This window comes from Pseudomonas sp. LS2P72 (assembly GCF_054897865.1).
On sequence record NZ_CM142708.1, the window covers coordinates 1,658,736 to 1,672,162 of the forward strand.

General features: G+C 59.1%; 10 protein-coding genes and 1 pseudogene. 4 read left to right on the forward strand and 7 right to left on the reverse strand.

Translation table 11 applies throughout. The annotated features are described in order from the left end of the window. Positions 1 to 47 precede the first annotated feature (47 nt). The gene (gene ftsZ / locus ACYZUA_RS07675; protein ID WP_033061342.1) at positions 48 to 1,241 is read left to right on the forward strand and encodes a cell division protein FtsZ; all 1,194 of its coding nucleotides are present in this window, start codon (positions 48 to 50) and stop codon (positions 1,239 to 1,241) included. A 112-nt stretch (positions 1,242 to 1,353) separates the two neighbouring features. Next, complete coding sequence (lpxC, locus tag ACYZUA_RS07680) at positions 1,354 to 2,265, forward strand: UDP-3-O-acyl-N-acetylglucosamine deacetylase (RefSeq protein ID WP_095130494.1); 912 nt, start codon at positions 1,354 to 1,356, stop codon at positions 2,263 to 2,265. Between the two features lie 197 nt (positions 2,266 to 2,462). Here lpxC and ACYZUA_RS07685 read toward each other — a convergent pair whose 3' ends face one another. From ACYZUA_RS07685 to ACYZUA_RS07710, 6 genes and pseudogenes are all read right to left on the reverse strand, one after another. Continuing rightward, positions 2,463 to 3,959 carry a diguanylate cyclase gene (locus tag ACYZUA_RS07685; RefSeq protein WP_461962621.1) on the reverse strand — a complete coding sequence of 499 codons (1,497 nt, stop codon included), beginning with the start codon at positions 3,957 to 3,959 and terminating at the stop codon, positions 2,463 to 2,465. 147 nt (positions 3,960 to 4,106) lie between these two features. Continuing rightward, positions 4,107 to 4,223: pseudogene (locus tag ACYZUA_RS07690) on the reverse strand (hypothetical protein); the annotation flags it as partial. 182 nt (positions 4,224 to 4,405) lie between these two features. Beyond that, positions 4,406 to 5,770: a heavy metal sensor histidine kinase gene (locus ACYZUA_RS07695; RefSeq protein ID WP_461962622.1), complete on the reverse strand. Its 1,365-nt coding sequence runs from the start codon at positions 5,768 to 5,770 to the stop codon at positions 4,406 to 4,408. Beyond that, the gene (locus tag ACYZUA_RS07700) at positions 5,760 to 6,437 is read right to left on the reverse strand and encodes a heavy metal response regulator transcription factor (protein ID WP_461962623.1); all 678 of its coding nucleotides are present in this window, start codon (positions 6,435 to 6,437) and stop codon (positions 5,760 to 5,762) included. Before ACYZUA_RS07700 ends, ACYZUA_RS07695 begins: the two co-directional genes overlap by 11 nt. A gap of 9 nt (positions 6,438 to 6,446) precedes the next feature. Then, positions 6,447 to 9,548 (reverse strand): multidrug efflux RND transporter permease subunit, encoded by a 3,102-nt coding sequence (locus tag ACYZUA_RS07705; RefSeq protein ID WP_461962624.1) that lies wholly within the window; start codon positions 9,546 to 9,548, stop codon positions 6,447 to 6,449. After that, on the reverse strand, positions 9,545 to 10,705 hold the full coding sequence (locus tag ACYZUA_RS07710; RefSeq protein ID WP_461962625.1) for an efflux RND transporter periplasmic adaptor subunit: 1,161 nt from the start codon (positions 10,703 to 10,705) through the stop codon (positions 9,545 to 9,547). Before ACYZUA_RS07710 ends, ACYZUA_RS07705 begins: the two co-directional genes overlap by 4 nt. 298 nt (positions 10,706 to 11,003) lie before the next feature. Between ACYZUA_RS07710 and ACYZUA_RS07715 the strand changes: the two genes are divergently transcribed. Then, complete coding sequence (locus ACYZUA_RS07715; protein WP_461962626.1) at positions 11,004 to 11,261, forward strand: hypothetical protein; 258 nt, start codon at positions 11,004 to 11,006, stop codon at positions 11,259 to 11,261. Between the two features lie 145 nt (positions 11,262 to 11,406). After that, positions 11,407 to 12,546 (forward strand): transporter substrate-binding domain-containing protein, encoded by a 1,140-nt coding sequence (locus ACYZUA_RS07720; protein WP_461962627.1) that lies wholly within the window; start codon positions 11,407 to 11,409, stop codon positions 12,544 to 12,546. A gap of 58 nt (positions 12,547 to 12,604) precedes the next feature. Here the strand turns inward: ACYZUA_RS07720 and ACYZUA_RS07725 are convergent, their stop codons facing one another. Further along, entirely contained in the window at positions 12,605 to 13,354 is a 750-nt protein-coding gene (locus tag ACYZUA_RS07725; RefSeq protein WP_461962628.1) for a YkgJ family cysteine cluster protein, read from the reverse strand. Positions 13,355 to 13,427: the final 73 nt, after the last annotated feature.

Below are 13,427 nucleotides of genomic sequence, written 5' to 3' on the forward strand. Positions count from 1 at the left end.
ATACAGGCAGTAGGCGAAAAAACTAGAGAAATGAAAGGAGAGGGAAAATGTTCGAACTCGTAGACAACATCCCCGCAAGCCCGGTTATTAAAGTTATCGGTGTTGGCGGAGGCGGCGGCAACGCCGTCAATCACATGGTCAAGAGCAACATTGAAGGCGTTGAATTCATCTGCGCCAACACTGATGCCCAGGCGCTGAAAAGCATCGGCGCGCGGACCATCCTGCAACTGGGCACCGGCGTGACCAAAGGTCTCGGCGCTGGCGCCAACCCTGAAGTAGGTCGTCAGGCCGCTCTCGAAGATCGTGAGCGCATTGCCGAAGTCCTGCAGGGCACCAATATGGTGTTCATCACCACTGGCATGGGCGGTGGTACCGGTACCGGTGCTGCGCCGATCATTGCTGAAGTGGCCAAGGAAATGGGAATTCTCACCGTTGCGGTGGTGACTCGTCCGTTCCCGTTCGAAGGCCGCAAGCGCATGCAGATCGCCGATGAAGGCATCCGTCTGCTGTCTGAAAGCGTCGACTCGTTGATCACCATTCCCAACGAGAAGCTGCTGACCATCCTTGGCAAGGACGCAAGCCTGCTGTCCGCATTCGCCAAGGCCGACGATGTACTGGCCGGTGCCGTTCGCGGTATCTCCGACATCATCAAGCGTCCGGGCATGATCAACGTCGATTTTGCCGACGTACGGACCGTGATGAGCGAAATGGGCATGGCGATGATGGGCACTGGCTGCGCCAGCGGTCCGAACCGTGCACGTGAGGCCACCGAAGCGGCCATTCGCAACCCGTTGCTGGAAGACGTGAACCTGCAAGGTGCGCGCGGCATCCTGGTGAACATCACCGCCGGTCCTGACCTGTCACTGGGTGAGTACTCCGACGTGGGTAGCATCATCGAAGCCTTTGCTTCCGAACACGCGATGGTCAAGGTCGGTACCGTTATTGATCCGGACATGCGCGACGAGCTGCACGTAACCGTGGTTGCCACCGGCCTGGGCGCGAAAATCGAGAAGCCTGTAAAGGTCATCGACAACACCATGCACACGTCCGTGGCTTCGCAACCGCAGCAACAAGCGCCTTCGCGTCAGGAAGCGCCAGCGGTAAACTATCGTGACCTGGACCGTCCGACCGTCATGCGCAACCAGGCTCAGGCCGGTGCTGCGACTGCCGCGAAGATGAATCCGCAAGATGATCTGGACTACCTGGACATTCCGGCTTTCCTGCGTCGTCAGGCCGATTAATGGAATGTATCAGGGCTATGAAGGTGATTGGTGTTCAGCAAAGGTCTGGTCTGCTATCATCGCCAGCCTTTGTTGATACCAGTTCGCAATTTGCGCTGAAGCGGCCCAAGCCATGATTAAACAACGCACACTGAAAAATATTATCCGTGCTACAGGTGTAGGCCTGCACTCCGGGGAAAAGGTATACCTGACCCTCAAGCCCGCACCTATCGACACCGGCATTGTGTTTGTTCGTGCCGATCTCGACCCTGTGGTGCAGATTCCTGCCCGCGCGGAAAACGTTGGTGAAACCACGATGTCGACCACATTGGTCAGTGGTGACACCAAAGTGGATACGGTGGAGCACTTGCTCTCGGCCATGGCTGGCCTGGGCATCGATAACGCCTACGTCGAGCTCTCCGCGTCTGAAGTTCCGATCATGGATGGTAGCGCTGGACCTTTCGTATTCCTGATCCAATCGGCCGGCCTGGAAGAACAGGACGCTGCCAAGAAGTTCATCCGGATCCTGCGGGAAGTGACAGTGGAAGATGGCGACAAGCGCGCCACTTTCGTCCCTTTCGAAGGTTTCAAAGTGAGCTTCGAGATCGATTTCGATCACCCGGTTTTCCGTGACCGCACACAAAGTGCAAGCGTGGATTTTTCCAGTACTTCGTTCGTTAAAGAAGTCAGCCGCGCCCGTACCTTTGGTTTCATGAGTGATATCGAGTACCTGCGCAAGCACAACCTCGCACTCGGCGGCAGCGTTGAAAACGCTATTGTGGTCGACGCGGATGGTGTACTGAACGAAGACGGGCTTCGCTATGAAGACGAGTTCGTGAAGCACAAGATCCTCGATGCAATTGGTGACCTCTACCTGCTGGGCAATAGCCTGATTGGTGAGTTCAAGGGCTTCAAGTCCGGACATGCATTGAACAACCAGCTGCTGCGCAAGTTGATTGAGCAGACAGATGCTTGGGAAGTCGTGACTTTCGAAGACGCCAGCACTGCACCGATCTCTTACATGCGTCCAGTTGCGGCCGTGTAAGTAAAAAACCTCTCTAGTTTTTTAAAGGCTACCTTCGGGTGGCCTTTTTTTATGACCGCGGGAAAGTGATGCGGTGTTGGTGATGGCCCCTTCGCGGGCAAGTCGGATCGCCGCACCGCTCGCTCCCACAAGGGTTACGTATACCCCGTAGGAGCGAGGCTTGCCCGCGAAGAGGCCATCCGTCACAACACAAATCTTCAATCTGCAGCGACCACCCGATTCCTGCCCGCTTCCTTGGCCTGATACAGCGCCTTGTCCGCTGCAAACAATAGCTGTTCCAGACTGATCTCAGCGGAGGTGGTCCAGGTGCTGATACCGATACTGACAGTAATGGGTGACTCGGCACCTGCTACCAGCGGCAATTGCTCCACTGTCGCACGGATGTGTTCGGCAATCTGTTGCGCACCCTGGCTGTCGGTTTCCGCGAGAATCACCGAAAACTCTTCGCCACCGTAACGGGCGACCAAATCCGCTGGGCGCCGCACATTGTCGGAGATCACCTTGGCCAACGAGCGCAACGCATCATCGCCAGCCTGATGCCCATGGCGATCGTTAAACGCCTTGAAGTGGTCGGCATCAATCATCAGCAGCGACAATGGCTGGCCCGAACGTTGAGCGCGGAACCACTCATGACGCAAGACCTGATCCAGCGTTCGGCGGTTGGCCAGGCCGGTCAAGGCATCGGTGGCCGCCAGTTGCGCCAGCTCCTGTTCGGCGTTGTGGCGCAGGCGCAGTTCCCGGCTGAGCAGCCAGGTCAGCCAGAGCAAGCTGATGCACAGCGCAAGAGTCGCAACGCTAACCACCACCGTCGTACGCTTCCACGATGCAAATACTTCATCAGTGGACAGTGCAACGATGACGATCAACGGCAAGTTGCCCACCTTGGAGAACGTGTACAGGCGTTTGTCCTTGTAGCGGCTTGAAACACCGGTGAAGCTGCCGTTGCCTTCTTTGACGATGCGCTGGAAGTTGGGGCGGCTGCTGAAGTCCTTGCCAATCAGCTCTTCGGCCAATCGGGGTTCCTGAGCCAGAAGTATCCCGTCCGAGCTGATCAGGTTGACCGAGCTGTCACGACCGATGCTCAAGCTGTTGAACAGCTGATCGAAATAACTCAAACGCATGGCGGCTTCGGCTACGCCAAGAAATTCGCCCTGTGAGCCGCTGATCCGGCGACTGAAGCTGATTCGCCATTCATGTTCAGCCTGTCTGGAACGGAAGGGACGGCTGATGAGCATGCCCGGATCACGATTGGTTACGTGCGACTGAAAGTATTCGCGGTCGGCAAAATTGCCCTTTCTGGGCTCCACCGAGGCCGAGTCGGCGATCACGTCGCCCTTGTTGTCCAGCAACAAAATGTCGCCCTTGTACGGCGCGGCAGTGGCGCGGTCAAACAAGGCCAGATGGCGGATGGCAGGGGAAACGTTCTTGAGGTCTTCACGCTGCGAGGCTGCGATCAAGCCGAGCAAGGACAGGTCATAGAGTTCGACGTTGCGTAGCACGTCGGCGTCGATCAATTGCACGATATTGGTTGCTGCGCGAGTGGCAGATTGTTCAGCATTGGCGCGTTCGCGAATGAGCAGGAATGCCACGATGCTCAATATCGCAATCACCAGCAGCAAACTGCCGAGAACCAGAAGCCGCTCCGACCGCGTCGACCGGATCGGATGGTGAGATGTTGCACTGCTCACACTCATGGTTCTGACTTCTGCTAATGAGGCGTTATGAAAGTGTTTTGCAAGACTCGGGCAGAATCCCAGAAACCGTTTGCGTTCGGAGCGCCTGTATAAATCTCGGATAAAAAAAAGGCCAGCAAAACATGCTGGCCTTTTGCTTATTGAAGCTTAGAAGACATTGAGCGGGTAGTCGACGATCACACGGTATTCATCGGCGTCCTGATCCGGCGCGCCGTAGCCGTTGCCGCCACGGTTGGTCGCCCATTGCAGACGCAGTGCGAGGTTTGGCTGGGCTGAGGGGACTTCTGTGGTGAAGGGGCTTTAGTGGCGAGGGGACTTGTCCCCGTTCCAGTGCGTAGCGCTGGCAAGATTTCGGTAACGCTATAGATTTTTGGAGCCGCTTCGCAGCCCAACAGGTACAAGTCCCCTCGCCACGAAAGCCCTTTCACCAGGTGGGCCGGGTTGGATCAGACGGGGAGGTGAATCCCAAACGTATTTATCCCCTGATCACTGCGCACAAACACATCCCCGCCATGCATCAGCGCAATCGCCTTGACGATCGCCAATCCCAACCCATGGTTGTTACCACTGTTGCTGCGCGACGCATCGACCCGATAAAAACGCTCAAACAACCTCGGCAAATGCTCGCTGGCAATCGGTGACCCAGGGTTCGCAACCCCGATGCTCACCTGATGCTCCTCAGCCTCGATTCGCACCTCAATCACCTGCCCAGGCTCGGTGTGCTGCACCGCATTGCTTAGCAGATTAATCAACGCCCGGCGCAGGTGAGCGATCTCGATCCGCACCTGCGCGTCACCACTGACCTGCACCTGAACCTGCGCGTCTTCAAGAATGAAATCCAGGTACTCCAACGTCGTCGCCACTTCATCGGCCAGCGAGGTGGAGGTCAGTTTGGTGGCTTTGCTGCCCTGGTCCGCGCTGGCGAGAAACAGCATGTCGTTGATGATCGAGCGCAGTCGCTCAAGCTCTTCGAGGTTCGATTGCAGCACTTCAAAATAGTGTTCGGCGGATCGCCCGCGGGTCAGCGCAACCTGGGTCTGGCCGATCAGATTGGTCAGGGGCGAACGCAGTTCGTGGGCCACGTCCGCGTTGAACGACTCAAGGCGCGAGTAAGCCTGTTCGACCCGCTCCAGTGTCGAGTTGAACGAGTTGACGAACTGATTCAGTTCCGGTGGCAGCGGCGACAATTGCAGGCGACCGGACAACAGCGGTGGGGCCAATCGCTGGGCTTCCCGGGACAATTTGATCAGCGGCTTGAGGCCGATCCGCGCCACCCAATAACCGAGGGCCGACGCCAGCAATACGCCGATGATTGCCAGGCTGATCAGGGCGATCAGCAGATGATGTTGAGTCTGCAGAAACGTCTCGGTGTCGATACCGATCATGAAGCGCAACGGCGGGCGTTGATCCTTGGCCGGGAACTGGCTGACCAGCACCTTCAGTGGATAAGACTGATCCGGCAATTGCATGTCGCGCATGCCCAGCGGGCCTTCGGCAAAGGCGCGGATCTGCGGCGTCAGGTTGCCATATTCGTAGTGCGGATCACCGCTGATGATCCAGAAGCTGATGCGTTTGTCTTCTTCTCCGAGCAGCTTGAGTTTGTTGTTGATCTTCACCCAATGCTCGGGCGTGCCGTAACGGCCGACGGTGGATTCGAGCACGCTGTAACGCGCGTCCAGTTCAGCTTCCGGCAGCAAACCCAAGCCTTTATCGACCTGCTGATACAACGCCCAGCCGATCAACAAAAACACCAAAAGCGCCACCAGCGTGAACATCCCGCTGAGGCGCAGCGCAATCGAATTACTGGACACTACGGCTCTCCAGCACATAACCCATGCCACGAATCGTGTGCAGCAGTTTCTCTTCGAACGGCCCGTCGAGCTTGGCGCGCAAGCGTTTGATCGCGACTTCGACGACGTTGGCGTCGCTGTCGAAATTGATGTCCCAGACCATTTCGGCGATGGCGGTTTTCGACAGGATTTCACCCTGACGGCGGGCCAGTACGCTGAGCAGCGAGAACTCCTTGGCGGTCAGGTCCAGGCGCGTGCCGGCGCGGCTGGCTTTGCGGCTGATCAAATCTATCCATAGGTCGGCGATGCTCACCTGCACCGGTTCGTGACCGCCGCTGCGACGGGTCAGCGCTTGCAGGCGTGCCACCAGTTCGAGAAAGGAAAACGGTTTGCCGAGGTAATCGTCGGCACCGTCGCGCAGGCCTTTGATGCGATCTTCCACACGCTCGCGGGCGGTGAGCATGATCACCGGGGTTTGCTTGCGCGCACGCAAGGCGCGCAAAACGCCGAAGCCGTCGAGGCTCGGCAGCATGACGTCGAGGACGATCACCGCGTAGTCGCTTTCCAGCGCCAGGTGCAGACCTTCGATGCCGTCGCGCGCAAGGTCCACGGTGTAACCCTGTTCCGTCAGGCCGCGGTGCAGATAGTCCGCGGTTTTTTCTTCGTCTTCGATAATCAGAACGCGCATGACCCCGCCTCAGTCTGTGGTCGCCAACGCCGGTACGGGCGCAGGTTTGGGCCTGTGGAATAGCCGCTCAAGCCACAAGTATATGACCGGCGTGGTGAACAGCGTCAGCGCCTGGCTCACCAGCAAGCCGCCGACGACCGCGATCCCCAAGGGCTGGCGCAATTCGGCGCCAGTGCCGTAGCCGAGCATCAGCGGCAGCGCGCCGAGCAGGGCGGCGAGGGTGGTCATGATGATTGGCCGGAATCGTGTGATACACGCCTCAAAGATCGCCGCTTCGGGAGGCAAGCCACGGTTACGTTGGGCGTCCAGCGCAAAGTCGATCATCAGGATGCCGTTCTTCTTGACGATGCCGATCAGCAACACCAGCCCGATCAGCGCCATGATCGAAAAGTCCTGCCCGCAAATCCACAACATGATCACCGCGCCAAGCCCCGCCGACGGCAGCGTCGAGATGATAGTCAGCGGATGCACGAAGCTCTCGTAGAGCACGCCAAGAATGATGTACACCGCCACTAGCGCCGCCAGAATCAGCCAAGGCTGGCTGGCCAGCGAACTCTGGAACGCCTGGGCCGCGCCCTGGAAATTACCGCTGATGGCTGTCGGCATGCCGATGTCGGTCTTGGTTTGATCGAGCATGATCACCGCATCACCCAACGCGACGCCGGGCGCCAGGTTGAACGACAGGTTAGCCGCCGGGAACATCCCGTCGTGAGCGATGGACAACGGGCCGATGGTTGGCGCATCGAATTTCGCCAGGGCCGACAGCGGCACCATTTCCCCGCTCAGCGGCGAGCGCAGGTAGAAATAGTTGAGGCTTTCGGCCTTGCCGCGCTGCTGGGTGTCCAGTTCCAGAATCACGTTGTACTGGTTGGTCTGGGTCTGGAATTCATTGATCTGCCGCTGACCGAAGGCGTCGTACAACGCTTCGTCGACATCACTCGCGGTCAGGCCAAAACGCGCGGCGGCGCTGCGGTCGATGCTGATGTGGGTGATGCTGCCACCCAGTTGCAGGTCGTTGGAAATGTCACGGAACGCCGGGTTGGCGCGCAGTTTTTCCGTCAGGCGCTGGGTCCAGGTGCTGAGGATCGCGCCGTCGTTGCTCTTGAGCACGTATTGGTACTGCGCGCGGCTCGGGCCGGAGCTGAGGTTGATGTCTTGCCCGGCGCGCAGGTACAGCACGATGCCCGGGACTTTCATCAATTGCGGGCGAATCCGGTCGATGAACTCGCTGGCGGACACATCGCGGTCACCGCGTATTTTCAGGGAGATCCAGAAGCGGCCGTTGGCGATGGTCTGGTTGCTGCCCGAAACGCCGACCGAATGGGAGAACGTCTCGACGGCGGGATCGGCGGCGACGATCTCGGCCATCGCCAGGTGTTTTTTCACCATGTCGCCGTAGGAAATATCAGCCGCTGCTTCGGTGGTGCCGAGGACGAACCCGGTGTCCTGCACCGGGAAGAAACCTTTAGGGATGAAGATGTAACCGGCGACCGCCAGGCCGAGGGACAGGCCGAACACACCGATCATCAATTTCTGATGGGCGAGGGCGCGGCGCAAGCCTTTCTCATACAGCGCCAGCAAGCGTTCGCCGAAACCCGGTTTGCCGTGGGCGTGATGCACCGGTGCGCGCATGAATAGCGCGGCCAGAGTCGGCGCCAGCGTCAGGGACACCACCACGGAAATCATGATGGTCGAGGTGGCGGTCAGGGCGAATTCCTTGAACAGCCGCCCGACCACGCCGCCCATGAACAGCAGCGGAATGAACGCCGCCACCAGCGAGAAGCTGATCGAGACCACGGTAAAACCGATCTCGCCGGCACCTTTGATCGCCGCCTCGCGCATGCCGTCGCCGGCTTCCAGGTGACGGTGAATGTTTTCCACCACCACAATCGCATCGTCCACCACAAACCCGACGGACACCACGATCGCCACCAGTGTCAGGTTGTTCAGGCTGAAACCCATGATGTACATCAGGGCAAAACTGGCGATCAGCGACACACCGAGCACAGACGTGACGATCAGGGTCGCCGACAACTGCCGCAGGAACAGCGCCATCACCGCCACCACCAGCAGGATCGCGATCAGCAGGGTGACTTCCACTTCATGCAACGAAGCGCGGATGGTCTGGGTGCGATCGACCAACACTTTGACCTGCACCGAGGCTGGCAGCATGGCCTCCAGCGTCGGCAAGGCTGCTTGAATACGGTCCACGGTTGCGACGATGTTGGCCCCCGGTTGCCGGAAAATCACCAGGTTCACCCCCGGCTGACCGTCAGCCCAGGCCTGGATGTAGGCATCTTCCGAACCGTTGACGACTTTGGCCACATCCTTGAGATGAACCGGTGCGCCGTCCTTGTAGGAAACAATCAGCTGACCGTATTCCTGGGGGTGGAACAATTGGTCGTTGGTGGACAAGGTCGAAATGCTCGACTCGCCGTACAACGCACCCTTGGCCAGGTTGAGGCTGGTCTGCTGGATCGCCAGGCGAATGTCCGCCAGGGTCAGGCCGATGGCGGCGAGTTTGTCCGCCGAGGCCTGCACGCGGATCGCCGGACGTTGCTGACCGGTGATGTTGATATTGCCTACGCCGTCGATCTGGCTGATCTGACGGGCGAGCAGGGTTTCCACCAGGTCACTGACTTCGGTGCCGGGCATTTGCGGCGAGTTGATGCTTAGGATCAGCACCGGACTGTCGGCCGGGTTGACCTTCCGCCAGTTCGGCAGGTTTGGCATGTCTTTGGGCAGTTTGCCGGCGGCGGTGTTAATCGCGGCCTGAACTTCCTGCGCGGCGGTGTCGATGCTTTTGTCGAGGGTGAATTGCAGGGTCAGAATGGTCGAGCCCAAGGCGCTGCTCGAGGTCATCTGGGTCACGCCGGGGATGGCGCTGAATTGCACTTCAAGCGGCGTGGCCACCGACGAAGCCATGGTTTCGGGGTTGGCGCCGGGCAGTTGCGCGGCCACCTGGATGGTCGGGAACTCCGCTTCCGGCAGTGGTGCAATCGGCAACCGCGGAAAAGCGATGACACCGAGCAACACCAAGGCAAAGGTCAGCAGGATCGTCGCCACCGGGTGATCGATGCACCACGCTGAAACCGAGCCATGTCCTTTCATGGTTTCGGCTCCGATTGCACCACTTGCGGTGGGTCGGTCACTACCTGCACGGTCGAGCCAGGTTTGAGCCGCGACTGGCCGTCGCTGACCAGCACATCGCCCGGTTTCACGCCTTTGATGAGGTCCTGGCCGCTGCCTTGATAAACCATCTGCACCTGAACGGCTTCGACCTTGTCGCCGTTGACCCGGTAGACGAAATGTTGATCGAGCCCGCGTTGTACGACAGTGGGTGGCACCACCAGCGCATCTTTATCCAGCGCCGTCTGAATCTTTACCGTCACCAGCAGGCCCGGCCAGAGCTTCTGCCCGTGGTTGTCGAATTCAGCCTTGGCGCGGATGGTCCCGGTGTTGGCGTTGATCTGGTTGTCGATCAGGGTCAAATGACCTTCGCCGAGCAGATTGCCGGTTTCGCCGTCGGTGTAGGCGCCGATGTAGGCCTTCACTTTTGCACGTTGTGGGTCGCCGATCAGACCCTGCAGGGTCGGCAGCATGTGCTGTGGCAGGGAGAACTCCACGGCGATCGGGTCGATCTGGGTCACCGTGAACAGGCCTTTGGCGTCGGTCATGCGCAGGAAGTTGCCTTCATCCACCGTGCGAATACCGACTCGACCGGTGACCGGAGAGCGAATCTGTGTGTAGGAGAGCTGCACCTGAGCGGCGTCGATCGAGGCCTGATTGCCTTGGGCGGTAGCTTTAAGTTGGTTGACCAACGCCTGTTGCTGGTCATAAGTCTGTTTGGATACGCCGTCGTCCACGCTCAGCAGCTTGTAACGTTTGAGGTTGACCTGCGCGACTTGCAGCTGCGCCTGGCTTTCGCCGAGTTGCGCCCGGACCTGATCGAGGCTGGCGCGGATCGAGCGGTCGTCGATGGTGGCGAGCAGGTCACCTTTGTTCACCAGTTGACCTTCCTTGACCAGGATCCTGGTGAGGATGCCGTCGATTTGCGGACGCACTACCACGCTGTGCAGCGACAGCACCGAGCCGATGCCGCTGACGTAGCGGGGGACATCTTTTTCGACGACGTTCACTACCCGAACGGGGATCGCAGAGGGCGCGGTCAGTTTGGGGGTAGCGGGCTTGATGGCGTACCACAGGCCCAGCGCTGCCAGAACGATCAGAAGGGCGGCAAGCAGGGCGGGTTTTTTCTGAATTCGCATGCGAGTGGGGCGCCGGGGCTGGGTGGTTGGAGCTTTTTCAGGTTATACCTTCCTTTATAAACCTGTTCGCCCGTCAGGAAGGTGACTGCTAACTGACGGCGCTGTCAGTTTGGACCTCTGCGGATCGAAGCCGATCCCCCTGAGCTGGCTGAGGCTGCGATCTTTTGATCTTGGCGCAAGACACAAAACCCGACGGACTCGCTTGCGGCTTGAAGCTTGCTGCTTCCGACACAGGTATACTGCCGCCTTTCGCGGCTCGCTGACCGGGCCCGACTCTATAGCATCACCCGGAGCTTTCATGACTTCCCCGACACAACCGCCGGTTACCGACGCTTTGAGCGACGACCAGGCAGATCTGCCAGACAGCGTCGACTCCAGCGCAGACAGCGAAACCAAAGCCGAAATCCCGGCATTCAAGTTCCCGTTCAAGCCGGGCGACCTGGCCGCAGCGAAGAACGCCAGTCAGCCCTGGTACAAGAACGGCGCCAAGAACGGCCATACCAAAACCCCCGGCGCCGCGCCTCCCGGCACTCGTCGCTCAATGGGTAAACGCTGACTGTCAGGCGTTTTGTTGATGACCGGTAATTGTTCCTACTGTTATTGAGATAGTTCCTACAAAGATGGGCGATTCGTCCTCTGGGTAAGTCGGTGGCCACTCGTCGAAGATTCATGCCCGTGAATTTTCGATGAAGGCCGCCAAAATGACTCTGGTAAAAACCCTCTCTCTACTGTCGCTGGTGGCCCTGACCACTGGCTGCATGTCGTCTGCGCCCGATCCGCAGATCCGTTTCGGTGTCGAAGCGCTGGTTCCGCCGTTCGAGAGCCGTAACGACAAGGGTGAGCTGGTCGGATTGAACATTGAGTTGGGCAACGCGCTGTGTGCCGAACTCAAATCCCGCTGTGTCTGGGTCGATCAGGATTACGCGACCAACATTCATGCCCTTGAAGCCAACCGTTTCGACGTGATTATGCCGATGACCGCCACCTCTGCGCGGCGCGAGCGGGTTGATTTCACCGAAGACCTGTATCCCTTGAGTAACCGTCTGGTGGCTCGCGTGGGCTCGAATTTGCAGCCGGATGGGCAATCACTCAAGGGCAAGCGTGTCGGCGTCCTTTCGGGCACAAGTCGCGAGGCTTTCGCCAAGGCTCGCTGGGCGGCGGCCGGGGTGACGGTGCGCAGTTTCAATTTCAACAACCAATTGGTCGCCAGCCTGCTGGCGGGTGAGCTCGACGCGACCCTGCAAGACTCGATTGAAATCACCCAGGTGCTTTTAAGTCAGCCCCAAGGGCAAGCTTTCGAGTTTGCCGGTCCGGCGCTCAAGGACCCCATGTTGGGCAGTGGCGTGGCCATGGCTGTGCGAAAAACCGACACCCTGCTGCGCGATAACCTGAATGTGGCACTTGAGCGTCTTAAGCAAAATGGCCAGTACCAGGCGATTACCCAGCGTTATTTGCCGCCCGCAGCGCCAGTCTCACCACGCTACTTTCCGAATGAGGAAGGTCTGGCATTCTCCGATGCGGTGCAGGTCGGCGAGACCCTTTACCTTTCCGGGGTGCTCGGCCTAGGGACTGATGGTGAACTGGTGAAGGGCGGCATCGGCCCGCAGACGACCCAGGTCATGGAGAACTTGCGTACCGCGCTGCAACGAAGCGGTTCGTCCCTGGCTCAAGTGGCCAAATGCACGGTCATCCTTGCCGACATAAGGGATTTTTCCGCCATGAATGCGGTGTATCGCAGTTTCTTCCCGGCGGATCGTTTGCCCGCACGTACGACCTTTGCCGGCAAGTTGGTCGAGAACGCGCAGGTAGAAGTGGAATGTCTGGCGGTGACGGCCAGTTGATTCTTTTGACGACGAGCCACTGCGCAACGGGTTGCGCAGTGGCTCCGAAGTCTGCGTCTCAGGCTGCCCGCAACGAAATGAACGCGTAGTTCTCGGGAGCATCAGTCGCCACGTGCGCCCCGGCCGCCTGCACTTGCCCGGCAATGTCCTCGCCCGACACATGAAACAACCAGTCGGCGCCTGACCCGACCACTGGCTGCGCCGCAACCTGATCGATGACCCTCGCAAACGCGGTCATGTCCGGCAGATAGGCAGTAAAGCCATCACCCTTCAACGCTGTAGTCCGAATCCCCAACAACGCGCAAATCGCATCCTTGGTCCGAATGTCATCGCGATCCGCCTGACGGGAACGCTGGATTAATCCGACCAGTTCCTGATCCACCAATTCACCCCCCACAATCAGATCCGGTCCCTTTTCCCACGACTCGGGAGGACATTCCTTCACGGCAATGTTCAGGGGGATGTGCGGATTGATTTCCATCGGGTAGATGCGGCACACCAGTGGCCGGCGCTCGTAGATGCGGCAGAGGTTGTCTTCGTCAAGATTCCGGCAAGGACCGACGTTATAGGCGGCAAAGGTGATGGCTATGTACGCCTCGGATGCACCGCTTCGAACCCTCACCGAGCGGCGTTCGGCGTGTTCGCGTTGCTGCATGGGCAGGCCCAGACCATTGCCCAGGAAACCTTCCACCAGCACGATCACCTGACCGCCATCGGCCGCCCACATCCGGGCTTCGGGCAGGGTCAGGGGCACATGGTGGTCGTTGCAGCATTTGCCACAGCCTACGCAGGAAAACGTCGTATTCATTGAACGGCCAGTCGCATAAAAGGACATGAAACGGCGACAGAATGCCGCCGCAAAGGCCGCTATCGAAGCAAGT